Here is a 25,368-nt window from a genome sequence, read left to right on the forward strand (position 1 = left end):
TATAGGTTGTCGCCCAAGCGACTCTCGAATTGCTCAATGGACTCACGGTCAACGCCTGCGGCGCCGCCGTTCGCCTTGACACATTTGAATGCCTCCCAGATTAACGCCTTGGGAATGTCATACGGTTTGGTCATGAGACCGTGCTCCTCCTGCTTGCGCAGTTGACACGACGACAGACCGGGATGACGCAGCCCCTTCGCTCCACCACCATTACAGCGGCTTCAACACTACTACGAGCTGCTCCGCCCCTTGGTGGCGCATCGCTATTTTCGGCCTCGCCTTTCGGGCTTGTGCCTTTCGCTTGGCATCGCCACCGAAGGTTCCCGCAGTCCACTTCCACTGACTCCTGCTCACTCAACTGGTCTATCAGCGCGTACGATCGAGTTCGTCCGACATCAAGAGAGCGGTAGCCTTTTTTAAGATCGCTTTCTCCCGCTCCAGCCGGTTGATCCGGGCTTCCAGCTCCTGGATCTTCTGCTGCTCAGGCGTCAACGCCTTGCTCTTTGGGGTCACGCCCTGGCGCTCCGCCTCGAGCTGCTTCACCCAACGGCGCAAGGCCGAGTCCACCACTCCCAGTGAGCGGCAGGCCTCGATATGGCTGTAACCCTGGTCCAATACCAAGGCAGCAGCCTCTCGCTTGAACTCGGCGGAAAACGTACGTCGTTGCTTGCTCATCAGACACCTCTCTCACGGCGATAATTTTCGCCTAAATCGGTGTCCGGGATCAGTAGACCACTACAAAACGCCTTAATAAATCTTCTTGTAATTCATTGCCTTACAGAACGAATGTCCTAATTTTCCCCTTATCCCGGCATGGCCCCCTCGACGTCCTGCTGCATCGCTCCTCCCCGCCCTGGCGTACCGCCTTTCGACACCAATTCGTTCAAAACCCGGCCTGACCTTGGATAATTCGTGATTATCCAATCTTACTCCAGATGCCATCTGGCGAGAAATTAGGATAGAAAATAGAATGTAAATACATAGTATGTATATCAGTACGAAATCGTAGGAGATCGACATGGCGCGTGGTGGTATTAACAAGGCGGTGGTGCAAAAAGCCCGAACCGCCCTCCTCGCCCGTGGCGAACACCCGAGCATCGATGCGGTGCGGATTGAGCTGGGCAATACCGGTTCGAAGACCACCATTCACCGTTATCTTAAGGAACTGGAGGCTGCTGATCAGGGACGCAGCTCTGCCCCCATACCGTTTAGTGGTCAGCTGGCCAATTTGGTGGCGCAACTGGCAGAGCAGTTGCAGGAAGAAGCACAAGTGGCGGTAACCGCAGAGCGCGAACAGTTGGCCAGCGAGCGTCGAGGCTACCAAGATCGCCTCAGCCAAATAGAGGAGCGTTGCCACCAATCCGAAGCCCAATGTGCAGGTCTCACCGAGCAGTTGCAGATTGCGCAGCTGGCACTCCAGCAGGAGCGGCGGATTCGCCAGCAGGCCGAGGTCGAGAACGCTCGCTTACTCCAAGCCAACCGCGATTTGGAAACACACCTGAAGGATCGTGGCGAGCAAATCCGGTCGCTTGAAGAGAAACATCAGCATGCGCGCGATGCTTTGGAGCACTACCGCCAAGCAGCCAAAGAGCAGCGTGAGCAAGACCAGCGCCGTCACGAGGCGCTGGTGCAGCAGCTCCAATTGGAACTGCGGCAGCTGCAACAAACGCTAATGATCAAGCAGGACGAACTGACCCAGCTGAACCGCGATAACGCCCGCCTATTGTCGGAGGCCCGTCAGCAACAGAAAGAGCTGCAATCGCTGCAGCGGCAATTGGAGCAGCGCGAACAGACCCTAGCCAGAGAGATGCGGACCAGAGCCCAGATTGAGCAGGAGAACAGTGCCTTGCGGGAACGCTGCGATACGCTGCAAGGTGAAGTGATACGCCTGAGTGAAACCAGGGCGTCCCAAGACCAGCAGGTACAGAGCCTCCAGGAACGCCTGGTCGAAGCCCTCACACAGGTTAAACTTCTAGGCCAATCTCGCAGGGATACTGGTGAAGCGAAACACACCTGAGCCAGCACAGTTGACCGGTTTAACCATAGCAGGACAGGACCGCGAGTTTTCCTAGAATTGCAAAGTAACACCGGTCTCGCCGAAGTCAGTCGCAATGAAGCCAAGCGATAGCGTTTCATACTCCGAACTTGGCAGATGTACTACCGACCGGAACAATTAAGGAAAATGCCGGGCGGGCGATCATCGCGACCATTCTAGCTTCAACAGAGCGCTGAACGGCAAAGGGTTCTCCTTCTGACATCCCGAAGTGCGTGCGGCAACCATGAGCCTCTGCGCCCAATTTCTTTGCTCAACCCTTACCGGTAATAGGCTTTCAAAATATGCAAAAACAAACCATAATACGCAAATTTATATTTTATAATATCGCAGACCTAGAATAACGCTCTGTGGATCAGGTTCATTACATGGATCGTAGGCCCACCGACGCCAGGAGTCCTTGGCTCTACCCCAAAGGCGATCTTTCTTATTCCCCTCACAGCTTTTCTGATACGAATCCTCAACCCCCTGAACAAACTCACATATACGTTCAAGGGCCGAGCATGATACCCCTGAAAACTTCGCTCTTACATAGAGATAGTCCTCTCTGTTAGACAACAAAAAACACTCACTCCCAATTTTATAGCTATTCAAGCGGCACACACCTGACGCGATCTTCAGCAGCCTATCTATAAATTTTACTTCCACATCAGAAAAAATCGAAAACACCATTCCAGCCAATATCACCGCGCTCATCCTTACATGAACGCCGGCCCTGAACATCCCTTCCTCAAGAGCCCACGCAAATCCCTTTTTGGGCCGGTCAAACCTAGGCTTTCCAAGAAAAAACAGACTCCACGCTGCACCTGGTTTCAGAGCGTAAGTGGGAGCAGCAAGGAGCATCTGAAGCACAACATCAAAGCAATGACGTAAATTTTCATCAATCTCATTAGAAATTTTATTCCTTTCGCCACTTCCCAAATACCAAGCCACAACCTTTCGAACCAGAGAAATTCTTATCCGCTCAGACTCATTGCTCATCCAAGCTGAAGCATAGTTTTCTGTTGTGAAAATTTCTGATCTAGCCTCATATACGAAGGCATCCCATGCTTTATTTACTGAAAGCGCTCCATTCAAAGATGAAAGCTGACGATTATGACTCAAGCAATGAACAGACATCACGTAACACCAACTCTTTCGCCATGCAGGTAGACGACCTGCTACCACATCAGCACGCAGACATTCTGGGCAATAATTTACCCTCCACTCCCAGGGCAAAACCAATCGCTGCTCTTTTTCAAAAAAACGAAAACTGTATGACCTATACGCTCCTACAATTATTATAGAACCTTTAACGTAATCGGAGTTCGCATCAAAATCTGGATCCTCAAATTTATATTCTGAATCCTCTCGCGAAAATTCAGACTTTACAGAGAGCCCAGTCACCTTCGCTGACAATCTAGCAAGCAAGCATCGATTGACCCATGAGCTAAACGTCTCATCATAAACGGGCTTAACCAATCTATAATCGACCATCAATAACTCCAAGGCCTTGCGACAGCATCATTAAGAATGTCAATGGTAATTTTCTCCTCCCCAGTTCTAATTGCGTAGCATGCAGCGGCCTTCAATAGATTTACCACTTGATCCATTCGGCCGGCCGTTTTCTCAATTAAATAACCAGTGATTTCTGGGCCATCGAGATTTGATGATTTCTTTAGCGGAAGATTCTCCTCAATTCCGGCCAAAAATGATCTAAATGACTCCGTCTCAGACCAGTCTGCAAGGTCAATCTTATAGAATCGCCTGCTTAGTTGCGCGTCAAATGACAACGCATTTCTAGCCTCTTTAGTCCCAAAGCCAATTACAGATAAACCATAAATCTGATTGGAAAGGCCTTTTATTAGCGAAAGATTTTTAAGCTGCTCTGGTCTAGGGACTAACATGGCATCGTGAAACTCATCGATAACTATCCCGCGAATATTTCTGAGCTTAATTACCTCCGCCAACTCCTTTGGCAACAAGTCTTTTCTGGACCGGCCATAGCCTCCAGCCGCAGAAGGAACACCCAGCGCATCAGCAATCAACTCATTGAATCTTAGGCTATAGGGATTTACGTTCATCGCAACGAACACAAGCCGACTAGCGAGCGATGGCGTCTTCATCAATTGATTTACAATGCTGGTCTTACCTGTCCCTCCGTCGCCTTTTACCATTAAGCAAGGAGCCTGAGTACGCCTCGGGACGTCCAGCATATTTTCGATGACTCGTATGATTTTGGATGACGCCGGGTACTCTATATAGAAATTGTCGTCTTGGACCTCACCGATTCTGCGGGCATCAGAAAGCATCAGGAGCTTACGCCTTTCGGGTGTCAAATGCGCACCAGCATTCATTTAGTCCTCCTAGCGTAGGGCGTTGCTTTCTTCGTATAATCGGGCTTTCCTGAATCTTTTTCGTTACTTATAGCACCCGCGGACTCCGACTGCCTTAGCTGCTCGTAATAATTACTATCCAAGTACTCGCTTCGAGCCGCCTCTTTTTTCCTGGAAGCTTTAGTTTTTTGGATGCTTTCTTTGACCAAGTCATCATTCTGCTTGATTACGTCAACTAACGTGGGATCTTCCAAACCGCCAACAGGAACTCCACCCCTCCCTCTTCTGCCGATTTGTGAAGCACGATACTCCTCATAGGAATAATCGCTTTTTGTCATATCCGAGAAATACAGCGGCGTGTACTCGTTATCAAGCCTTATCCAGATGGTTGCCATCGAGAAGGGGTCATACTTTACGGTTACATTGCTTAGACCAATGAACGGTACCAAAGCTGGATTCCAGTACCAGCGATTATTAAGAGTAACCCCGGCAGGATGAATTTTCCTCGTTTCCTCAGGCATAAAGTCCAACCTGAATGCCCAGGGATTCTCCAAGAGAGGAGGATGAATCGCACCCTCAGCGCGGTTCGTAAAACATGACTCCCATGCAGCTTTTGGAGAGCATTGAATTGCCTTATGTTTTCTTCCATGGTAAATGGCGACCTGCCCCGCGAACCAGCGACTAAACTCTTTAAAAGTAAGCGCTGAGTTCTTTTCGCTATGATAACCTTTACGCTGCACGACATTCGACAGTGTTGTGCCGGGGAGAAAATGAACATACTCCGTCATTATTGTGCCTATTAGTCGCTCCACATGACCGCCATAGTGTTTTGCACCGTACGGCCTCCACTCTGGTTTTATATTGTTCCGCACACAAGCCTTTATGAATTTTGTGGACTTAAATTCTTTGGCATTGTCCATATGAATAACCTTTGGCACTCCAAAGAACGGGTAACACTCGGGGGGCAATCCCATATCTTGCAGGAATTTACGCTTTGGAAGTGCGGCATGGGTCATCGCACCAGCCACAGAGATCGTGGAGGGATGATGCAAGCTTAGGTAATAACCAAGAATAACTCTTGTATGAATATCAATCAGCACTGTCAGCCAAGGACGACCAAGGGGACATCTATGCTCATTGTCCACGAGAATTACATCGACCAGAGTGTGATCCATTTGGACATGCTCCAGGGGAAGACTTGTTATCTTTTTCCCAGGTCGAGCACCATAATTTTGGCTGGCTGATTCTGCACCATGCTTCTTTTTATGCAAGTCTCTAGCGGGCAAATCCTTTAATCGCGATGCCACCGAATTCCTTGCGGGGACACTTAAATCGCCAGCAAGACAAAGCTCTTCAACCCTTCTCCAGACCGCAGCCAATGATGCTGCTTTTCCACTATATTTTTCTCTAATCGCTTGCTGAATAATCTCTTCAACATTAAAATCAAGAGTTCGTTGGCCAATTTTTCGCCCACGCTTCAAACGTAAAAGCGAAATCGGCCCGGCGGACTCTTCATATAATTTTTTCAGCTTATAGAATATACCATTTGAAACATTCATTTCTTGGCGAGCTTTTTCTTGATCGATCTCTCCCGCCATGTATCTTTTTAGGATGTCGTATCTCTGCTCGGCCAACTGGTACTCTTCTATAGAGGCTTCTTCAGCTCGAGCAAACACCATTTCGGACACAAGTTTTAAATTCTCGTCCGTTGTTTCTGGGAGAACTTCAATTTCATCTATATTTACGGTCTTTCGCTCTTTGCTGCGTTGAAAGAGAACTTCGACCAAAAGACCTGGAAGGCACTGCACAACTGTTGCGACAGAGCCTTGAGCCACGACGACCAGCCCCTGCTTAAGCACGATATGCTGCATGCTCCCCCCGGAACCCTCCTCCATGTGTATCGGGATGAGCATAGACGAACATTTAAAAGGTGGAATACGAGTAAATTTTTCGAGTTCATTACACCTTTTAAAAATTATTTTTAGAGATTTTCCTTAAAAATCATATATATAATGATTTTTTACTTTTTAAGTGATGCCCACATTTCCAGGCATCCACTACGCACAATCCAGGATTCTGTTCAATTCATGGCCTCCACGCGTCTTCGAGGAATGCTGCTGCATTCTCCAGCGCACGTCGTCCCTCGGGCAGGATCGCGGCGAACAAGTGCCAGACATGGAACATGCGTGGCCAGACTTCCGGGGTCACCCGCACACGATTCTCGGCCAGGTGCGTGGCAAGCCGCAGCGCATCGCTGAGCATTACCTCGCTTTCGCCGATATGAATCGCGATCGGAGGCAACCCCCGAACATCCGCAAATAAGAGCGTCTTGGCCATCAAGTTGAGGCCCGCCAGGTTTACGGTGGGATCGATGCCATCGCGGGTCATCATTGACGAACCCGTGTGCTCCAGGTTGGCCCAAGGCGAGAGCGCCACGCCAGCAGCTGGAAGCGGCAAACCGGCAGCTCGCTCGGCGACCATCACCGTCACCACCATTGAGCCGCCGGCGGAATCGCCCGAGAACACTATCGAGCGTGCGGGAGTGCCTTGATCCAGAAGCCATTGCTACGAGGCCAGCGGCGGCCGGGAATGGATGTTCTGGTGCCAGGCGATAGTCAGGCATGTAGACCCTGGCCTTTAGCAGTTAAGATGTGCATCTAAATAATGGCAAAATTCTTTAATATCTTCCCTGCTCTGAAGAATGGAAAATCGACTGTCAGCGACCTGTTGCCAGTAAAAAGCCGCATCAGCGGCATGCTGGCAAATTAAAGGAACAATCACTCCGTTTATTTCATGCATCCTGAATACGCTCTCCACTCTTACGAATAGCTTTTCACTATAGAGTGCCACTGTTGACCGTCGAACCTATCTACCCGGTAAGAGCCGGCAATAACCAGTATGCCGTCATAAGCATCCATATGGCCGTTGAAAACCACTTTTTTATCGCCGTCCATTACATACTGCATTGCTTTGCCATCCCATACCCGAAGCTGGTAATCGGAGCATAGCCACACCTGATTGTTAAACCAGCGTAACTGGTTCCATAAAATGGTGGAGTTTCCCTGATAAACCTTCGTCCAGGTATGTTCTTTACCGACCCACAGGCTACAACCTTCGCCGCCGATATAAACGTTGCCGTCCGGGGCACATAGCACAGTATTAATCTGTTCATTGGAAGGAAAAGCGCACTGTGACCATCGTTCGCCGTTATAGCGCCAAACGTCGCCACGACCGCCCACCGCATACATGTCCTGTTCGCTGAAGCCGTCAATATCCAGAAAACCTTCAGCTATTGATTTTTCTAAGGTCCACTCTTCCTCAGATAAAGTAGGGATCCCATGGCTTATAGATACCCATTGTCCGATGTCAACCCGCTTATAAATTTTTCGATGTACGCTGGCGGCATATGTGTAGCCGTCAATGCATCGTAAGTTCGCTGTGCCTGCACCTTGCCCTTCGATAATATGCTCTAGCGGCCATTTACCCTTTCCCATTACACTAACTGTGCTATCTGCTAATCCTCGGGAAATCAATAATCCCTGAGATACAGGTTTATGAGATATCCCAACAATAGGTCGAGCAAAACCTGCCAATCCTTTCCATCCATAAGGATCGTCTGGTGTATCAAGATACAGTGCCACTAAACGACTAGGAATTTCACTATCCCACATATCCTTCATTTGCTCATGAGGTAAATCTTTTCTGAGGCAGCAATAAATAATACTTTTATCTCTTACTGCACAACCTGTAATAATCCAATTTGAAAATATTTCTTGCCATAATTCATTGTTGATATATGTATTCATAACACTATTCCTAAAAAGTCATTTATCGTTTCCACGGCTATCTTCTTTTCTGGCTTCTTTACCCTGCTCATTAACTACTTTAGTCCGACTGCCCCGGCATATTTTATAAAATTCTGCTAGTTGCTCCCGGATACATTTATAACTACAGCCCGCATAGGGAAATGCTGTCATATGTGAAGCCGCTGCAGCATTCATTGCCTGATCAAGGCTGATCGTGTTTTTACTATCCTTAGACATTTTATCGAGAATATCTGCCATTGCACCATGCACACGCTTGTGGCTCCCTTTATGCCAGGAGGTTCCCTCAACGCAAACCGTTGGTGCCAGAGCGGCCTGTTTTTCCGTCCACTTAGGGCAGGTATCCTCAACCACTTTATTATTGAGCAGGTGGTGTCCCGCTTGCCCTTTACAGCAGCCTTTTCCCGTCGCGGTTTCGATTTTAGAGCGTTGTCTGGAACCAGTGAGCGTATTTTTAGCGCCGTAAGGAACGAGATTACATTTTCTGGCACGGGGACAAGGGTTAATGGCCGCCAGCATATCCTGACCATCAGCAGCCAGATCTAGGAACAGTCTTCTTTAGCAACCATACTGTTCTTGATAAATACCGTGGCCGTGCCTTTATCCAGCGTTTGTGCTGTGACCGTATTTGGATAGGGAACAACAATTTTGCGTAGTTTCCCGCGATTCCGTGATAGCCCGCAGGGTTTCCCGCCACATACCCACACCGTGTATGTAGAGCATTACCCTGCCGTCCTCGATGTTCTCGGGAGTAACCAGGGTGGCCGGCACGCATCGGATGCCAGGAACAGACAGCCGTAGGCGACCTCGATTGGTTGTCCCCCTCGCTTCATTGGCGTGGATGCGATCACCACCTCGTTGAGCTCAGGCGCCTGTGCGTCGGTGAGCGCTGTGTGGATGAAGCCTGGATGCACCGAGTTGACGCGGATTCCGTCGGCGACGTACGTCATTGCCGCGTTCTTCGACATGTTGCGAACGGCGCCTTTGGCCGCATGGTAAGAGTGCGCGCCTGCAACCGCGGCGCTGCCCCAGATAGATGAGATGTTGATTATCGATCCCCTCCTCTGCTTGCGCATCACGGGAATGACCTCCCGCATGCCGAGTAAGACGCCCGTCTGGTCGACGGCAATCATCTGCAGCCACTCCTTCATTTGCAGTTCGTGCAATGGCTCGTAGGCAATTCACAACGCGGGCAGAACCTGCAGTGATCGAAGGCGCGGGTGGATTACGACTGATTAAGCACGGCTTTGCGTGCGACCTCACCAACGAGGTCACGCAGCCACTGATGCGCGGGGTCATGGCGGTAGCGAACGTGCCACGCCATCTCTACCGGAAATGTGCCCAGGTCGACGGGCGCAGCCAGCACCTTCAACCGCGGGTCGCGGGCCAGATGCTGGCAGATCAGTCTGGGCAGGGTCGCGCAATAATCCGTCGCGGCTATGAGTTCCGGGATGGCCAGGAAGTGCGTTACCGATACCGCCACCTCGCGCTGCAGTCCCTGCCGCTGGAGCGCCTGAAACAGGCCTGCTCGCAAGCGCCCCGGAGGAAGTACGGTGACGTGCCGAAGCTGTTCGTACTGCTGCCTGGATATCCGTTTGCTGATACGTGGATGGTCGGCGCGAACCACACAGGCCAGGCCGTCTTCCATCAGGTGCTGCACGACCAGATTGTCGGGCGGGTCAGTGATGCGCCCCAACACCATCGCCGTTGTTCCGGAGATGACTCCGGTCTCTGCCAGATCGGCGCCGAACGGCACCATCCGCAGCCGGATGCCCGGCGCCCGTTCGCGCAGACGCGCGACGATGCCCGGCAGTAGCACGAACTCGACGTAGCTGTTCGGTGCCAAGGTGAACAGGCGCTCTGCCTTGGCCGGGTCGAAGCCCTGCTGGCCAAGCACCAGTTCGTCCAGGCTCGAAACGGCAGCGGCAATACCGGGAGCCAGCGCTTCGGCCTTCTCGGTCGGCTGCATCCCGTATCGCTCACGAATGAACAGCGGGTCCTGAAGCATGTCGCGCAGTCGCGCCAGGGCGTTGGACAGCGCTGGCTGCGTCATCCCCAGGCGTTCGGCCGCCCGCGTGACATTGCGCTCTTCCATCAGCGTCAGGAAAACGGGCAGCAGGTTCATGTCGTAGCGCATCCAGTCATATTGATTAGGACATAACTGGAATTCAATAGATAAATTGGCTCAATGACTTCCTGGCGCGCAATCTGAGCCTCGTTGACGAGTTACTGGTCCTTCCCGACCGTTACCCCGTGCCCCTTACCCCTGTATTCGAACTGGAGCCGCCATGTCTTCCGAATCGCTCTTCTCCCCTACCCGCCTCGGCGCCATCGAAGTCCGTAACAAGATCGCCATGGCGCCGCTGACCCGCTCCCGCGCCGACATGAGCGGCGTTCAAACGCCCCTGGCGATCGATTACTACGGGCAACGAGCCTCGGCAGGCCTGATCATCACCGAGGCCACCAATATCTCCCGCCAGGGTCGAGGCTACGCATACACCCCCGGGATCTACACCGACGCGCAGGTGGCCGCCTGGGCGCCCGTGACAGAGGCCGTCCACGCCGCCGGCGGCCGCATCGTGGTCCAGCTCTGGCACGTGGGTCGGATGTCCCACATCAGCCTGCAGGAAGGAGGCGCTGCACCTGTGGCACCGTCCGCTATCCAGGCCGGTGGCAACGTCTTCACCGAAGCCGGCTACCTGCCCCCGTCAATGCCGCGCGCGCTGGCGACCGAAGAGATCGCCGGCATCCTGGAGGACTATCGTCACGCCGCGCGCCTCGCCAAGGAAGCCGGGTTCGATGGTGTGGAAGTGCATGCGGCCAATGGTTATCTGCTGGAGCAATTCCTGCGCGACAGCACCAACCACCGCGACGACCGCTACGGTGGCTCCCTGGAGAACCGCGCCCGTTTCCCATTGGAAGTCGTGGAAGCTGTCGCCGATATCTGGGGCGCCGACCGCGTGGGACTGCGCCTATCGCCCCTCTCCACGGCAATCGGCGACACACCGCTGGACAGCGCGCCGATGGAGACCCACAGCTACCTGGCTCGCCGACTCGGTGAAATGGGGCTCGCCTATCTGCATGTCGTCGAAGGCCAGCTGCACGGCGGGAATGGCGCCGACCTGTTTGACGTGCAGGCCCTTCGTGCGGCCTTCGGCGGTGCCTACATCGCCAACAACGGCTACGACCGACAGCGAGCCATTGATGCCACCGCTTCCGGTCACGCGGACATGATCGCCTTTGGCAAACCCTTCATTGGCAACCCCGACCTCGTCGAGCGGTTTCAATCCCAGGCGCCCCTGTACGACGCGCCGGTGGAGACCTACTTCGGTGGCGGTGCGGAAGGCTACACCGAGTTTGCCCGCGTATAGGTCGCGTGGAGCTGTGCGTGACCAGGTTGGCCATGCACGGCTCCCCTACCCCATCGCTCGCAGCACCTCAGCCGAAATCTTGAGTTCACTGGTTTCGAAGCCTTCGGTGAAGCGCGAGTAGACCGCCTCCAATTGCTCCCTGGCCTCCCTGCTCTTGCCCTCGCCTGCCCGCACGCGCGAAATGAGCAGCGCGACTCTCAGCTCCCAGGACAGCGCGGACTGCTCCCTCGCGCTCGCCAAGGCCCGCGAAAGCAGATCCTCAACCTGCTGCTTCTCGATCGGCGGCAGGCTCAAAATCACCTCGGCCTTGGTTCTCAGCAGGTCCGGAAAGTTGAAGTTGCCGCTTGTGATTTCAGCCAGTTCGATCGCTTCCTCGATAGAAACCAGGGCTTCTGCGCCCTCTCCGCATTCCCGTTGCGCTTGCGCAAGGGCCTGGAGTGCATCCGTCCTCACGACGCTCATCTTGGGCGGCGGCAGCAGCGCCAGGCACTGCTGAAGTTGGTCAGCGGCGACCTGGTGGTGCCCTCTTTGCAGCATCAGCAAGCCGTTGAGGAAGAAGATGACCTGACGGCGCACTGCCACCTTGTAGTCCACAGCGACGCTCTCGAGCTCATGGATCAGGTCCTGTGCCCGGTCCAGCAGGCCATTGCTGAGCAGGATGGGGAAACACAAGGTTGCGCACAGGTAGAACGAATCCGGGTTCCGCCTGCTTTCGGCAATGGCGCTGGTTGCGAGCTGGAGCGCCTGCACCGGCATACCTCGAATCCATTTCACGCGTGCCTGGCCAAGGCTTGCGACGACCTGCTCCTTGGTCTCGAAGTACTGGAGGGGACGCAAGGGGTGCCCTGCCAGAAGCCCGGCACCTGCGGAGTAGCTTTCGTCAGCCTCCGCCTGGTGCCCCGAGAAATGCCAGGACGACCCTTCCATCCAGCGCGCGATGATCGCCTCGCAAGGGCCGCCATGGGTCGCGGCCGCGCTGGCGTACCGCTCGCTGACCACCAGCGACTCCTGGAACCTGCCGTTCGCCATCATTGCCAGGTGGAGACCGGCGAGGAAATGGAACATGGAGCGAACATCGCCCATTTGTCGCGAAAGCTCCAATCCACGCTCCACGACGGGCGTCATCTCGCCGTCGTAGTCACCGGCGGAGTAGTAGGTAACCGCCGCCGATTCCAGTAATTCGAGTTCCGTCTTCGTCGTGCGGAACGCCTCCGGTAGCAGCCTCAGTGCCCGTTCGCAGCAGCGCTTGCACTCCATGAGCAACCCCCGCTCCAGAAACAACGGAGCGGCCAGGCAACTGATCTCCACCGCCAGCGGTAACGCCCCCTGCTCGGAAAACGCCCAGTCGATGGCCGCGCGCAAGTTACCGACATCCAGTGGACCCGACTGCTCGCTCGAAGCGATAGACGACGCAACGCGAGCCTCCTTCAGCCGTCGAAGCTGGCCTGCGTAATAGAGGGCGTGGCGGCGGGCGTATTCGTTCCGCTTTTCAAGCCTCGCGAGCCGGGAAGCGGCATAGGCACGGGTGGTCTCGAACAACCTGAACTGAAGCGCTCCGCTCACTCGCGCGATGGCCACCAGCGACTTGTCGACCAGATCACTGACGGCCTCCCCCACCTGGATGGCGTCGATCTCCCGATTCGCCGCCACGGCCACCGCAGCATCGAGCGTGAAGACTCCCCAGAAGACGGACAGCCGGTAGAGCACCTGGCGATCCCGCTCAACCAGAAGGTTGTGGCTCCAGTCGATCATCGTCTCGACCGTCTGCTGGCGGGGACAGGCATCACGGCGGCCCTGCCAATGCAGGGCGAACTGATTGGCGAGCAGGTCGGCAACGCCCTGCACGCCATAGGTCCCGACCCGACTGGCCACCAGGCCAATAGCATGGGGATTCCCATCCAAGCGGCGACAGAGGGCCGCAACGGTAGGCGCATCCTCGTCACGCAGGTCGTTCCTGGCGCCCCCTTCCCGGGCTCGCTCCATGAACAGCTGCACGGCCGGCCAGAACAGGGCCTGCTTCGCCGTCAGGCGGCCTGTATTGGGCGGGGACGCCAAGGGACGCAGCAGGTAGATGAATTCGTCATTGACCCTGAACGCCTCCCGGCTGGTATTCAGGAACGACACGCTCCCGGTCCCATCGACAATCTGCAGGCACAAGGCTGCAACTGCGGCGATCAGATGCTCGCAATTATCGAGAACGATCAAGGTCCTTGTCGTCGAGAGAACATCCAGAAGTCCCGGCAGGATATCGGCGCCCTCTGCTTCATCAGTTTCTATCTCCGCTCACTAACCAGCGCGCCGATCGGTACGGCGGATCGCTGCCCGGGCGGATGCGATTCCCCCTCGAAGTCTTCGACCAGGTGCGCGATGCCTTTCCAGCCAGTCGCCCCATTTTCGCGCACCTCTGCGCGTCGGATGATGTCGAAGTCGGTTGGACGCTTGAGCAAGCCCTGATTCTCGCCAAGGAACTGGAGGCCAGAGGCTGCAGTGCCATTCAGGTGTCCTCAGGTGGAATCCAGCCCCTCGACTCTGCTCCGGCAGAGCGCGAAAACCTGGAGTCGCTTGCTCGAGCATTGAAGGCGGCAGTGGCAGTTCCCGTGGCGATGACCAGCCCCCTCACCGGTTACCAGCAGGTCGAAGCGCTTGTCTCCCAGGGCACAGCGGACCTTATCGCCATGACGCACACGCTCCTGAACGCCCCCCGTTGGCCTTGGCTGGCAGCTCACTCATTGGGTGGCCGGGTCTGGATGCCGGTCCAGTACACACACGGACGCGCTGGCCTTTTCTGGAAACGCTGAGTGCAACGCATCACGGGGCCGGAATGGTCCTTCCGCACTAACCGCGCCACGGTGAGTACTGTGCAATGACACCTGCCTTTCACAGATGAAATCGCCCTACTCCGGCATTCGCCTCCAGCTCGGCTCATCCCGCAACACCGGGTCATCGGTCGCAGCCATGAATCTCGGCAGGTCCGTCCGGGCGATCCAGATTTCCCCCTGCCACTTCACCACGCCGATCCGCTGATTGGCCCAGGTCATGAATGCCCGATGCGGCGTGGCGTCCGGCGCGCGGTGATAGTCGTGCAGCGTCGGCACCAGCACTTCGCTCAGCCACTGGCTGATCACCCGGTGTTCCGGGTGCCCGAAGCGGTACAGCGCCTTGTAGGCCCCGGCATCGCTGATCACCTCGACCTCTTCGCGAAAGCCGCTGGCGAACTGCAGCATCACGCTGCGCTTCTGGTGCGGGTCCATGCGCTTGGGCAGGCGGTAAGGGCGATGGGCGCCGATCAGCAGGGCGAAATCGTAGGCGACGAACCAGGGCTGGTTGTCGATCATCACGGCCCGCAGTTGATGGGTATGGCGCTGGAATACGACGGGGGTATATGCGTCTTGCATGGTGAAGCTCCATTTCATTCCGGAAGGAGCCGCCAACTACGTCGTCAAACGAAAGGAGGCGGACCGCGTGGGGTTGACGAACCGGTGAAATGGAACCCGGTAGGCCCAAGGGCCTCCCCACGCGATCCGCCATAAAGCGATGCAGTCCAGAACTGCAAAGGTGCCGGCAACAACAGAACGCTGGATGCTTTCTGCAGTCACGTGCGGCGCGATCACGCCATTTCATCGGGTCGTCAAACCCGGCCACGGATTGACCGTGACGGCCGGCACTCTATCCAGCGCGTTTGTAGGCGCTCAAGGTTAAAGCTGCGTAGGAAACCTTGCTGTCGGCACAACGACTTATCGCAGGACGAATCCTGTAGGAGAACGCTTACTTTCCCCACCCTCCCCTGCAGCCTCCCGTAACCGCCTGCATGCAAGCGCGCTTACTCGCGGCTCTGCCAATAGGGCTCACGAAGATCGCGCTTGAGGATCTTGCCCGCCGCTGACATGGGCAATGCTTCGCGATTTTCCACCGTCTTCGGGCATTTATAGCCAGCTACGCGCTCCCGGCAATGTGCCCGCAGTTCCTCTTCGCTGGCCCGCGCAGTGGGCTTCGGGTAGACACACGGCGTGTACCGCTTCTCCGCAGCTGTCGTTCAGCTGCATGTGGTTTACACCTCAATAGGGTTGCGTGAGTGCGAGCCGACGCGTCGAGCGAAGGCCGTCAGTCATCGAAGGCCGTCCGCCACTGCCCTGCCAGCTGATCGTCACCTTCGGTATGCACGAGCCCATGCTCCAGCGCCTGGGTGGCAGTCACCCGATTCGCCAGCATGGCCAGCAGCACGCCTTCGCCCACTATCACCAGGCTCGCTCCCTTGGTAGGGGCCGGCGCATGCGGGGTCAGATGCCACTGGCCATCGCGCAGCTCGAAGCGCGTCCACAAGCCGGGCTCCACCAATAACAAGCTGAAATCGTTGCCACTGGGTGGCAGGCGGCTGGCCAGGCGATCCATCGCGGTCAGTGCGCGGCGCATACCGAAGCCGCCGGGTAATGGCAGCGGCTTGGCGATCAGTTCGTCCTGGTAGGCCTGGTGGATGGCCAGGGACACATCCAGCGATGCCGGATGTGCCAGGGCCAGATCCATCGCCATGCCGTCATAGCCACAGGCCAGAGAGGCCGGGGCGGCGCTGCACAGCAGCACCGCCAGGCCAAGTATCACGTCTCTCATGGCGTGACGATGTCGAACCAGAAGTCGAACGTGTCGAGCAGCCCCATGAATTCGCCGAAGGCTTGCTGGCGACCGTCGAACTTCAGCTCGCCGGAAGCCACCTTCTGCTCCAGGGTGGCCCTGCCCAACTGGATGTCTTCCAGGGTGCCCTTCTTCATGGTCAGTCCGACATCGGCCTTGTCGCTCGCCTTCGGCTCATAGGTGAGCACGGCGTTCTCCACGGTCAGGGCGTAGCGCTTGCCCAGGTCGGTGAAGTTGAAGTTCAGCACCAGTTTCTTGCCCGCCGCGCGCTCGCCGTTCAGGCGCACCGCCAGGTAGTCGAAGAGCATTTCCGGCGTCATCGCGTGAATCACGTCGGGGCTGGCGGTGACCGTATTGCCCAGGGTCGGAACGCCATTGCGCAGCTCGTACGCGCCCTGCAGGTAAATCGAGCGCCAGGGGCCGGCCTCGGCCTGGTAGCCCAGTTGTTCGAAGGCATCGGCCATCAGACTCTTCGCCGCGGCGTTATCCGGTTCGGCGAACACCACCTGCTTGGTCGCTTCGGCCACCCAGCGGTACTCGCCCTTGGCGAAGTCGGCTCGGGCCTTGTCCAGTACCGCAGCCGAGCCACCCATGTATTCGACATACTTCTTTGCCGCCGGCTGCGGCGGCAGCTTGTCGAGGTTGGCCGGGTTGCCGTCATACCAGCCCATGTAGCGCTGGTAGACAGCCTTGGCGTTGTGCTTGAGCGTGCCGTAGTAACCGCGCCCCGGCCAGAAAGCCTCCAGCTCCGGCGGCAGTTTGATCGCCTCGGCGATCTCTTCGCCGGTCATGCCCTGGTTCATCATGTGCACGGTCTGGTCGTGGATGTACTTGTACAGCGCACGCTGCTTCTTCAGGTAGTCCTCGATCTCGGCCTTGCCCCACACCGGCCAGTGGTGGCTCTGGAACTTCACTTCGGCCTTGTCGCCATACAGCGCAAGGGCTTCGCCAATGTACTTCGACCACTGCAAGGCGTCGCGGACCTGCGCCCCGCGCAGGGTCAGCACGTTGTGCATGGTGTTGGTGGTGTTCTCGGCCATCCACAGCGCCTTGAACTGCGGGAACCAGGTGTGCATCTCCACCGGCGCCTCGGTGCCCGGCGTCATCTGGAACACCATCTTGACCCCGTCGATGGTGACTTCCTGGCCGGTCTTCTCGACGAACTCGGTGGGCTGGATCAGGGTCGTGGTACCGGCAGATACGGTCTGGCCGAGACCGGCGCCAACGCCGCCCTGGGGATTGCGCGGCAGCAAGGCGCCAAACATGTAGACGGCACGACGGGCCATGGCGTTGCCGGCGATGACGTTTTCGCTTACCGCCTCTTCGGAGAAACCTTCCGGGGCGACGATCCTGACCTTGCCGGCCTTCACGTCCGCTTCGTCGACGATGCCGCGCACGCCGCCGAAGTGGTCGATGTGCGAGTGGCTATAGACCACGCCAACCACGGGCTTCTTGCCCAGATGCTGGCTGACCAGCTCATAGGCGGCCTTGGCGGTTTCCTGGCTGAGCAGCGGGTCGAAAACGATCCAGCCCGTGTCGCCCTGGATGAAGGTGATGTTGGAAATGTCGTAGCCACGCACCTGATAGATACGGTCGGTGACCTTGTACAGGCCGTACTGCACGTTCAACTGGGCATTGCGCCAGAGGCTGGGGTTGACCGTGTCCGGGGCAGGCTTGTCCAGCGTGATGTACTGCTTGTAGCTCTCCAGATCCCAGACCACCTTGCCGTTGGCGTCCTTGATGGTCAGGGTGTCCGGCTTGGCGATGAAGCCACGCTCGGCATTGGCGAAGTCCTGGCGGTCGGCGAAGGGCAGCTGCTTCAGCACGGCCTCGTTGGCGGCGCGGGTCACTTCGCTGGCGGGTTTGGCAGGTACCGGCGCGGCCTGGGCAATCGTACTGGCCAGCAGCGTCAGGCTCAGGCCGGCAACGGTCAGATGCTTAAGTGCGTGGTGCATGTAATGCTTCCTCGTTGTTGTTATCGGGTGTTCGCGATCCATTCCGCCGCGCGCTCGGCGATCATGATGGTGGGCGCGTTGGTGTTGCCGCCGACCAGGGTCGGCATGATGGAGGCGTCGACCACACGCAGGCCCTGGATGCCGTGAACGCGCAACTGGCTGTCCACCACAGCGAGTTCGTCGTTGCCCATGCGGCAGGTGCCTACCGGGTGGTAGATGGAATCGGTGCGCCGACGCAGCAGGTCGATCAGTTGCTCGTCGCTGTGCAGGCCGTCGCTGAATTTGTCCTTGAGGCCGAAACGCGCCATGGGCGCCTGCGCGATGATCTCGCGGGCCATGCGGTAGCCCTTGAGCAGGGTCTGCACGTCATCGTCATGGCTGAGGAAAGCGGGATCGATGCGCGGCGGCGCCTTCGGGTTCACCGACTGCAGGCCGACGCTGCCGATGCTCTTCGGCCGCAGCACGCAGACGTGGCAGCTGAAGCCGTGTCCCCAATGCAGCTTGCGATTGTGGTCGTCGAGCAGGCTCACCACAGAATGCAGCTGGATGTCCGGGCGGACCAGCTCGGCGCGGGTCTTCAGGAAGCCGCCACCCTCGGCGAAGTTGCTTGCCAGCGGGCCGCGCTTGCGGGCCAGGTACTGTGCCAGGGCCGAACCCATCTTCAGGCTGCCGCCCAGCGAATAGCCGAGGAGCGAGTTGTCGGTGCTCTGGTAGCCCAGCACCACATCCGGGTGGTCCTGCAGGTTCTGCCCAACGCCAGGCATTTCATGCGTGACGGCGATGCCTTGGGGCTTGAGTTCGGATTCCGGGCCAATGCCGGAGAGCATCAGCAATTGCGGGGTACCGAACGCGCCCGCGCTGAGCAGCACCTCACGGCGCGCCTTCAGGGTGAGGGACTCGCCCTTGATCTGCACCTGCACGCCACTGGCCTGCTTGCCTTGCAACAGCACGCGCTCGGCAGTGGCGCCCGTCAGTACGGTGAGGTTGCGGCGCGCGCCGCGTATGGGTTTGAGGAAGGCGGTGGCCGTGCTCCAGCGGCGACCGCCGCGAATGGTCACGTCGTACTGACCAATCCCCTCCTGCTCGGCCCCGTTGAAATCGGCGTTGTAGCGATGCCCCGCTTTCTGCCCCGCCTCGATGAAGGCATGAGTGGCGGCATGGGCCTCGATCTGGCCGACGTAAAGTTCGCCCTCACCGCCATGGAACTCGCTGGCGCCGCGATGGTGCATCTGGCTCTTGCGGAAATAGGGCAGTACGTCGGCGAACGACCAGCCGGAATTACCGAGGGCCGTCCATTCGTCGTAATCGCTCTGATGGCCGCGGATATAGATCATCCCGTTGATCGAGCTACTCCCGCCGAGCACCTTGCCGCGCGGCTGGTAACCCCGGCGGCCGGCCAATCCGGGCTGCGGCACCGTATCGAACGCCCAGTTCACGTGGCGGGTCGGCAGGATGGCGGCAACGCCCGCCGGCGCATGGACCAGCGGCGACCAGTCCCGGGGGCCCGCTTCGAGCAAGCACACGGAGACGGCCGGGTCAGCGCTCAGACGGTTGGCCAGTACGCAACCGGCAGAACCGGCGCCGACGATGATGTAGTCGAACTCCATGGGAAGCTCCGAAGTGGGGAGTGGCCCTGGAATTCTTCTCCGCAATCGACCGACTGATATTGATCTTTCATGACAGTTATTTGATTCTGCACGACATGGAACCTTTCATCAGAACCACTTCATTCGGCGGCTTTCGCGAACTCGTCGGCCAGCTCGGACACGACCCAGCGCCCCTCCTCGCCCGTTTTCGTGTCCGCCCGGAATTGCTGGACGACGAAGATGCCCGCGTCCCCTTTCGCTCGCTCATCGGCCTGCTGGAATGCGCAGCCGACGAGCTGGACTGCGCCGACTTCGGCCTGCGCATGGCCGAGTACCAAAACCTGGCCGTACTGGGCCCGATCGCGCTGATTGCCCGCAACGCGGAGACGGTGGGCCATGCGCTCTCCGAAATCATCCGTTTCATCGGCTACCACAGCTCCGGCATCCAGCTGGACCTGGACCGCAGCGAGCCGGAGGCTCCGCGCCTGGTCATCGAACTGCGCATGCCCGGTCCCCAGCGGCAGATGGTCGAGCTGGCCCTGGGCGTGGCGCACAACACCATGAAGATGCTGTGCGGACCGACCTTCAGTGCCAGGGCGGTGTTGCTGTCCGGCACCAGTCCGCTTCCGCTGGCCCGTTACCGCCGCTACTTCGCCAGCGAGGCCTATACCGGGCAGGCCTGCAATGCCCTGGTTCTGACGGGAAGGCACCTGGAACAGCGCATCGAGCGGCACGACCCGTCCCTCCACCGGACCCTGGTGCAGTACCTCAGCCAGGTTCACCTGCAAGGCTCCACGGACCTGCTTGAGCAAGTCCGTCGCCTGGTGCTGCGCCTCTTGCCGACGCAACAATGCCGCTTGCTTCTGGTGGCCGAGCAACTCGGCCTGCACGAGCGCACCCTGCAACGCCATCTGGCCGAACAGGCCCGCACATTCGAGGAGCTGGTCGAGGAAATACGCCGTGAACGGGCCGACTTCTATTTGGCCGAGCGCGACATTCCCCTGTCGCAGATCGCCGGCATGCTCGGCTACAGCGAACAGAGCGTATTCAACCGCGCCTGCCGCCGCTGGTTCGACATGACACCCGGCGCGCGCAGGAAGGCGCTGCTGGCGCAGCACTGAGGGCTACGGGCGGCTTTCGCAACCGACTCCGGCTTTGGCTATGTCTCCGTTAGCTGTTGCAACGTTGAAGGAGGCGATTTAGCACGGGGCTTCCAGATTTGCGCACCAGCCTGACGTAACCCTCTCCCCCGCCCCTCTCCCTAAAGAGGAGAGGGGTGACTCGCGCCAGCGAGGCTTGAGCGATCCTGAAGCCCAGACGGGTCTGAAAACGGGCGGGCGAGGTGGGGCAGCGGCCCGCATGGAGCAGGCTTCGCTCCCCTTACTGCTGCCCTCCCCCGATAAACCAGCGGTAGTAAGGGTTGTCGCCGTCCTGCTGGACCAGATGCTGCATTCCACGCGCCCAGGCCTGGCGATTGCCGTTGTAGGCGTGGAGCGTCACGGCGTAGAAGCGGCCGAGGGCTTGCCAGTCGTCCTCGACCGCCCCGCGCAAGCCGGCATCGGCATTCAGAAGTGGTGGCGGCGTCCGCAAGGCCAGCAACTCGGGCAGAACCCGCGTGATCTCCTTGGGCCGAACCCAGGCGGCGTATTCGATCCGTGGCCGGTCATCGGTCACCGGCTTGGCGTTTGCCGCGTACTGCTCCAGTCCTGCCCGGTCGGTCACCCAGGTGGCAAGCAAGGCAGAAACCGAATCCACCCCGACTTCGCCCAGCGCCGCCGCCACGTCCGGTTGCTCGAAGCGCTGGCGAATGCGCTCGGCGTCGAGCACCAGTGGCTGCGGGGAGCCGATCAGCAACATCTCATGGAACTCGGTGGTCCAGAGCGATGCATGGGGGAAGGCATCGAGGAAGCTGCGCACCAGCGACCGGCTGTCCTCATCGTTCTGGGTCGGTAGCGGCAACCACTGGGCGACGATACCGCCCTCCTCCAGACGGGAGGCGGCCAACTGGTAGAAGTCTCGCGAGTAGAGGTTGACCACACCGGCCGCTGACGGCGGCGGCGGCTCCAACGTGATCAGGTCATAGCGCTCGGCGCTGCGCAGCAGTTCGCGGCGGCCGTCGCGCAGGCGGATGTCCAGGCGCGGGTCGTGCACCGCGTCGTAGTTGCCATGGAACAACGGTGCCGCCGCGAGTACTTCCGGCAGCAGTTCGGCGACCACGGGTCGTTGCAGGCCGGGATAGCGCAGCATCGCACCGGCGGTAATGCCGGTGCCAAAGCCGATCACCAGGGCCGAGCGCGGCTCGCCGCCATGGATCAGCAACGGCAACAGGGCCTGCAGGCGCATGTAGCGCAACGACGGCATGGCATCCCCGGTATTGGACACGCCCTGGATGTAGAGACGATTGAACGCTCTGCCATGCCGCCCCTGGGTGACCACGGCAACCGTGCCGCCCCTGCCTTCCTCATAGAAGGTGATGCGCCCGTTGCGCGCACCCGGCAGCAGCTCGGCCAGCCGGTCCGGCGGTGTCAGCACAGCGGTGACCAGAGTCACCACGGCCACCACGCCGATCGCGCCGCGCATGGGGCGGCGTACATCGGCGCCGCGCCAGGCGGCCATGCAACCGATACCTGCCGCCAGCACCGCGAGCACCGCCAATGTCCGCACCAGGCCGACCTGCGGCACCAGCACAAAACCAGTGAGCATGACCCCGACTATGCCCCCCAGCGTGTTCAGCCCAACCACGGCGCCCACGTCACGCCCGACATGGGCGCTGTCCACCGAGAGCCGCAAGGCCAGGGGAAAGGCAGCACCCAGTAGGGTGGTGGGCAGGAACACCACACACAGCGCGGCGGTGGCGAAGCGCGCGCACATGCCCGCCAGTTCACTGCCGGTCGCCTGCAACGCGAGCATTTCCATGTGGGTCTGGGCCATGACCAGCCAGCGGCCCAGGCCGGCAATCTGCAGCAAGGCGAGCAGGCCCGCCAGGGCGATCAGCAGACCGAACAGGCCCCAGGGGTCACGGATACGGTCGGCCCGGCGCGCATAGAGCGCGCTGCCGAGCACCAGCCCGGCCAGATAGGTGGCGAGCACCATCGCGAAGGCGAAAGTCCGGGTACTCATGAATTGCACGATGGACTGTGTCCAGACCACCTCGTAGCCAAGCGCCACGCCGCCCGCCACGCAATACAGCGCGATGGCCAGCCGCGCCAGCGCGGAGCGAGTCATTCGCGTGGCTTCAGCGGGCTGCGCCGCCAGGTCGTCGCCCCGACGGGCAATCCAGGCACCTGCCGCAGCCAGCAGATTGAGGGATGCAGCAACAAGGGCGCTGCCGGTAACGCCCAACTGGGGCAACAGCACGAAGGCTGCCAGCAGGGTTCCGCCAATGGCGCCGGCGGTGTTGGCGGCATAGAGCCGGCCACCCGCCTCGCCCAATTGGCCGTCGGCGGGCGTCAGTGCGCGGACCAGCACCGGTAGCGTGCCGCCCATGAGGAAGGCCGGCAGGCCGACCAGCGCAAAAGGCAGCACCCAGGCCAGCAGGCCGACGCGCTCTTCCAGCCGGGCGAATGGCCCTGCCGCGTGAGCGAGCGCCAGGGTTGCGCCAACGCCAAGGGCGGCCACGGCCACCTCCAGAATCGCGTAGAGCCTGACGGGTTGGCGCAGGCGGTCCGCCCAGCGGCCGAATACCAGGCCACCCAGGGCAAGCCCGGCGAAAAAGGCACTGATGCCGGTGGTGACGGCATACACCTCCACCCCCACCACCAAAGAAAGTTGTTTGACCCAGAGCACCTGGTACACCAGGGCGGCGCCGCCGGAAATGAACAGCAGCACGGCGGGAATGAGCATCTGCAGGGGAAGCCGTTTGCGGGCATCTTCACCAACCGTGGCACGCGGGCGCACACGGGACGAACTGGTGGCTGAGGACATCGACGAGCCTTATCGGATTGCTGAACCCGCAACAGGAAGGTAGGAAAAAGGCGCCCGCCATGGGCGGGCGCCGGGCCGATCTACTGCTTTTTCATTTTCTCTTCGATTTTCTTGTCCACGTCGGCGCGGATCTGGTCGATGCTGAAGCTCGCCGGGCGCTGGCTCGGCGGGTACTCGACGAAGGTCTGCAGGAAGGCAGCGGACCGCTGGGTCGCCTGTTCAGTGATGAAGACGTTCTTGGTCAGCATGTCGTAGTACTGGTCGGAGACAATGTCCGCCCGCTCGTACGGGTCCATGCGCAGGTTGAAGATCTTCGGCAGGCGGAGGCAGACAAAGGGCTCGCTCCACACTTTCATGCCACCCGGTTCGCGCTGCTCGCAGAACACCACTTTCCAGTTGCCGAAACGCATGGCCACCAGGTCGGTATCGTCATTGAAGTAGTAGAACTCGTCGCGCGCGCTCTTGTTGGTCTTGCCAGTGAGGTAGTCGAGCTGGTTGAAGCCATCCAGGTGCACCTTGAAGCTCTTGCCGCCAACATCGGTACCCTTGAGCAAACGCTCCTTGATATCGGTGTCGCCGGCAGCGGCAAGCAAGGTCGGGAACCAGTCCAGGCCCGAGAATATTTCGGTGGAAACGCTGTCAGGCTTGATGTGCCCCGGCCAGCGGACCATCGCTGGCACCCGATAGGCGCCTTCCCAGTTGGAGTTCTTCTCGTTACGGAACGGCGTGGTTGCCGCATCCGGCCAGGAGAACTGGTTGGGCCCGTTATCGGTGGTGTAGATGACGATGGTGTTGTCGGCGATCTTCAGGTCGTCGACCGCCTTCAGCAGTTTGCCGACGTGACCATCGTGCTCGATCATGCCATCTGCATACTCGTTGCCCGGCATGCCGCTCTGCCCTTTCATCGAATCACGCACATGGGTGAACAGGTGCATGCGCGTGGTGTTCATCCAGACGAAGAAGGGCTTGTCCGCCTTGGTTTGCTTGCTCATGAAATCGATGGCGGCCTGGGTGGTCTCGTCATCGATGGTTTCCATGCGCTTCTTGTTGAGCGCGCCGGTGTCTTCGATCTTGCCGTCGGCACTGGACTTGATGACCCCTCGCGGCGAGGCGCTCTTGACGAACTTCTCATCATCCTTCGGCCACCACTCGCGCTCCGGCTCTTCCTCGGCGTTGAGGTGGTAGAGGTTGCCGAAGAACTCGTCGAAGCCGTGGGCAGTTGGCAGGTACTCGTCACGGTCGCCGAGGTGGTTCTTGCCGAACTGGCCGGTGGCATAACCGTGGGACTTGAGCGCCTGGGCAATGGTAACGTCCCGCGCCTGCAACCCGACGGGAACGCCCGGCAAGCCCACCTTGGAAAGGCCAGTACGGAAGATCGTCTGGCCGGTAATGAAGGTCGAGCGGCCGGCCGTGCAGCTGTTCTCCGCGTAGTAGTCGGTGAACATCATGCCTTCCTTGGCGATCCGGTCGATGTTCGGCGTCTGGTAGCCCACCACGCCCTTGGAATAGGCACTGATGTTGGTCTGTCCGACGTCGTCACCGAAGATCACCAGGATGTTCGGCTTGTCCGCGGCGGAGGCGATGCTCGCCCCGACTACCGCCGTCGCAGCTAGTGCGACCCTGGTTAACCATTTTCCGCTGCGCTTCATAAGGTCACTTCTCCGTTTCACGTTTCTGTCGTTGCCACGACTACGTACACGAGAGAGGCCGACTG

At 58.7% G+C, this 25,368-nt stretch carries 19 protein-coding genes and 2 pseudogenes; 4 read left to right on the forward strand and 17 right to left on the reverse strand.

Annotated elements, in window-relative coordinates:
* Nucleotides 1-325: 325 nt before the first annotated feature.
* Nucleotides 326-675, reverse strand: a pseudogene (locus G559_RS30790) (transposase); the annotation flags it as partial.
* 343 nt (nt 676-1,018) lie between these two features.
* Between G559_RS30790 and G559_RS0108810 the strand changes: the two are divergent.
* Nucleotides 1,019-2,017, forward strand: a complete 999-nt coding sequence (locus G559_RS0108810) for a DNA-binding protein (RefSeq protein WP_028627875.1) — start codon at nt 1,019-1,021, stop codon at nt 2,015-2,017.
* Nucleotides 2,018-2,365: 348 nt separating this feature from the next.
* On the opposite strand, the gene G559_RS30300 is transcribed toward G559_RS0108810, so the two are convergent.
* From G559_RS30300 to G559_RS0108840, 8 genes and pseudogenes are all read right to left on the reverse strand, one after another.
* Nucleotides 2,366-3,529, reverse strand: a complete 1,164-nt coding sequence (locus G559_RS30300; RefSeq protein ID WP_155945689.1) for a TniQ family protein — start codon at nt 3,527-3,529, stop codon at nt 2,366-2,368.
* Nucleotides 3,529-4,389: a TniB family NTP-binding protein gene (locus G559_RS29585; protein ID WP_051246498.1), complete on the reverse strand. Its 861-nt coding sequence runs from the start codon at nt 4,387-4,389 to the stop codon at nt 3,529-3,531. Before G559_RS29585 ends, G559_RS30300 begins: the two co-directional genes overlap by 1 nt.
* Nucleotides 4,386-6,239 (reverse strand): Mu transposase C-terminal domain-containing protein, encoded by a 1,854-nt coding sequence (locus G559_RS29800; RefSeq protein ID WP_162144810.1) that lies wholly within the window; start codon nt 6,237-6,239, stop codon nt 4,386-4,388. Before G559_RS29800 ends, G559_RS29585 begins: the two co-directional genes overlap by 4 nt.
* A gap of 214 nt (nt 6,240-6,453) precedes the next feature.
* Nucleotides 6,454-7,012 (reverse strand): annotated as a pseudogene (locus tag G559_RS28715) (alpha/beta hydrolase fold domain-containing protein); the annotation flags it as partial.
* A gap of 175 nt (nt 7,013-7,187) precedes the next feature.
* Nucleotides 7,188-8,174 (reverse strand): beta propeller repeat protein, encoded by a 987-nt coding sequence (locus G559_RS28720; protein WP_036997238.1) that lies wholly within the window; start codon nt 8,172-8,174, stop codon nt 7,188-7,190.
* 18 nt (nt 8,175-8,192) lie between these two features.
* A complete protein-coding gene (locus G559_RS29805) occupies nt 8,193-8,711 on the reverse strand; it encodes a hypothetical protein (protein WP_081667987.1) in 519 nt (172 codons plus the stop codon).
* 203 nt (nt 8,712-8,914) lie between these two features.
* Nucleotides 8,915-9,358, reverse strand: a complete 444-nt coding sequence (locus G559_RS28725) for an SDR family NAD(P)-dependent oxidoreductase (protein ID WP_276325056.1) — start codon at nt 9,356-9,358, stop codon at nt 8,915-8,917.
* A gap of 59 nt (nt 9,359-9,417) precedes the next feature.
* A complete protein-coding gene (locus G559_RS0108840) occupies nt 9,418-10,317 on the reverse strand; it encodes a LysR substrate-binding domain-containing protein (protein WP_211228785.1) in 900 nt (299 codons plus the stop codon).
* 163 nt (nt 10,318-10,480) lie between these two features.
* On the opposite strand from G559_RS0108840, the gene G559_RS0108845 reads away from it, so the two are divergent.
* A complete protein-coding gene (locus G559_RS0108845; protein ID WP_028627878.1) occupies nt 10,481-11,563 on the forward strand; it encodes an alkene reductase in 1,083 nt (360 codons plus the stop codon).
* Nucleotides 11,564-11,608: 45 nt separating this feature from the next.
* Here the strand turns inward: G559_RS0108845 and G559_RS0108850 are convergent, their stop codons facing one another.
* Nucleotides 11,609-13,768 (reverse strand): ATP-binding protein, encoded by a 2,160-nt coding sequence (locus G559_RS0108850; protein ID WP_028627879.1) that lies wholly within the window; start codon nt 13,766-13,768, stop codon nt 11,609-11,611.
* A 5-nt stretch (nt 13,769-13,773) separates the two neighbouring features.
* Between G559_RS0108850 and G559_RS28730 the strand changes: the two genes are divergently transcribed.
* On the forward strand, nt 13,774-14,361 hold the full coding sequence (locus G559_RS28730; protein ID WP_245586484.1) for an oxidoreductase: 588 nt from the start codon (nt 13,774-13,776) through the stop codon (nt 14,359-14,361).
* A 96-nt stretch (nt 14,362-14,457) separates the two neighbouring features.
* On the opposite strand, the gene G559_RS0108860 is transcribed toward G559_RS28730, so the two are convergent.
* The 5 genes from G559_RS0108860 to G559_RS0108880 all read right to left on the reverse strand — a co-directional run bounded on the left by G559_RS0108860 (nt 14,458) and on the right by G559_RS0108880 (nt 19,751).
* Nucleotides 14,458-14,958, reverse strand: a complete 501-nt coding sequence (locus G559_RS0108860) for a BRO-N domain-containing protein (RefSeq protein ID WP_028627880.1) — start codon at nt 14,956-14,958, stop codon at nt 14,458-14,460.
* A 425-nt stretch (nt 14,959-15,383) separates the two neighbouring features.
* Nucleotides 15,384-15,524 (reverse strand): hypothetical protein, encoded by a 141-nt coding sequence (locus G559_RS30885; RefSeq protein ID WP_245586489.1) that lies wholly within the window; start codon nt 15,522-15,524, stop codon nt 15,384-15,386.
* A gap of 140 nt (nt 15,525-15,664) precedes the next feature.
* A complete protein-coding gene (locus G559_RS0108870; RefSeq protein ID WP_155945690.1) occupies nt 15,665-16,168 on the reverse strand; it encodes a hypothetical protein in 504 nt (167 codons plus the stop codon).
* Nucleotides 16,165-18,144, reverse strand: coding sequence for an alkyl/aryl-sulfatase (locus G559_RS0108875; protein WP_051246509.1), 1,980 nt, complete (start codon nt 18,142-18,144; stop codon nt 16,165-16,167). Before G559_RS0108875 ends, G559_RS0108870 begins: the two co-directional genes overlap by 4 nt.
* A 20-nt stretch (nt 18,145-18,164) precedes the next feature.
* A complete protein-coding gene (locus G559_RS0108880) occupies nt 18,165-19,751 on the reverse strand; it encodes a GMC family oxidoreductase (protein ID WP_028627883.1) in 1,587 nt (528 codons plus the stop codon).
* Between the two features lie 95 nt (nt 19,752-19,846).
* On the opposite strand from G559_RS0108880, the gene G559_RS0108885 reads away from it, so the two are divergent.
* A complete protein-coding gene (locus G559_RS0108885; RefSeq protein ID WP_028627884.1) occupies nt 19,847-20,851 on the forward strand; it encodes an AraC family transcriptional regulator in 1,005 nt (334 codons plus the stop codon).
* Nucleotides 20,852-21,110: 259 nt separating this feature from the next.
* Here G559_RS0108885 and G559_RS0108890 read toward each other — a convergent pair whose 3' ends face one another.
* Both G559_RS0108890 and G559_RS0108895 read right to left on the reverse strand, forming a co-directional pair.
* Entirely contained in the window at nt 21,111-23,573 is a 2,463-nt protein-coding gene (locus G559_RS0108890) for a fused MFS/spermidine synthase (RefSeq protein WP_028627885.1), read from the reverse strand.
* Nucleotides 23,574-23,734: 161 nt separating this feature from the next.
* Nucleotides 23,735-25,303: an arylsulfatase gene (locus tag G559_RS0108895; protein ID WP_028627886.1), complete on the reverse strand. Its 1,569-nt coding sequence runs from the start codon at nt 25,301-25,303 to the stop codon at nt 23,735-23,737.
* Nucleotides 25,304-25,368 lie beyond the last annotated feature (65 nt).

This window comes from Metapseudomonas resinovorans DSM 21078, assembly GCF_000423545.1.
GTDB lineage: Bacteria > Pseudomonadota > Gammaproteobacteria > Pseudomonadales > Pseudomonadaceae > Metapseudomonas > Metapseudomonas resinovorans.

Excerpts from the sequence above, each read along its gene's own strand:
- G559_RS29800 (WP_162144810.1), bottom strand. The coding sequence starts at position 6,239 with ATGCAGCATATCGTGCTTAAGCAGGGGCTGGTCGTCGTGGCTCAAGGC.
- G559_RS30300 (WP_155945689.1), bottom strand. The coding sequence starts at position 3,529 with ATGGTCGATTATAGATTGGTTAAGCCCGTTTATGATGAGACGTTTAGC.
- G559_RS0108895 (WP_028627886.1), bottom strand. The coding sequence starts at position 25,303 with ATGAAGCGCAGCGGAAAATGGTTAACCAGGGTCGCACTAGCTGCGACG.
- G559_RS0108885 (WP_028627884.1), top strand. The coding sequence starts at position 19,847 with ATGGAACCTTTCATCAGAACCACTTCATTCGGCGGCTTTCGCGAACTC.
- G559_RS29805 (WP_081667987.1), bottom strand. The coding sequence starts at position 8,711 with ATGCTGGCGGCCATTAACCCTTGTCCCCGTGCCAGAAAATGTAATCTC.
- G559_RS0108870 (WP_155945690.1), bottom strand. The coding sequence starts at position 16,168 with ATGAGAGACGTGATACTTGGCCTGGCGGTGCTGCTGTGCAGCGCCGCC.
- G559_RS0108810 (WP_028627875.1), top strand. The coding sequence starts at position 1,019 with ATGGCGCGTGGTGGTATTAACAAGGCGGTGGTGCAAAAAGCCCGAACC.
- G559_RS0108890 (WP_028627885.1), bottom strand. The coding sequence starts at position 23,573 with ATGCTCATTCCCGCCGTGCTGCTGTTCATTTCCGGCGGCGCCGCCCTG.
- G559_RS0108880 (WP_028627883.1), bottom strand. The coding sequence starts at position 19,751 with ATGGAGTTCGACTACATCATCGTCGGCGCCGGTTCTGCCGGTTGCGTA.
- G559_RS28720 (WP_036997238.1), bottom strand. The coding sequence starts at position 8,174 with ATGAATACATATATCAACAATGAATTATGGCAAGAAATATTTTCAAAT.
- G559_RS0108860 (WP_028627880.1), bottom strand. The coding sequence starts at position 14,958 with ATGCAAGACGCATATACCCCCGTCGTATTCCAGCGCCATACCCATCAA.
- G559_RS29585 (WP_051246498.1), bottom strand. The coding sequence starts at position 4,389 with ATGAATGCTGGTGCGCATTTGACACCCGAAAGGCGTAAGCTCCTGATG.
- G559_RS0108875 (WP_051246509.1), bottom strand. The coding sequence starts at position 18,144 with ATGCACCACGCACTTAAGCATCTGACCGTTGCCGGCCTGAGCCTGACG.
- G559_RS0108840 (WP_211228785.1), bottom strand. The coding sequence starts at position 10,317 with ATGAACCTGCTGCCCGTTTTCCTGACGCTGATGGAAGAGCGCAATGTC.
- G559_RS0108845 (WP_028627878.1), top strand. The coding sequence starts at position 10,481 with ATGTCTTCCGAATCGCTCTTCTCCCCTACCCGCCTCGGCGCCATCGAA.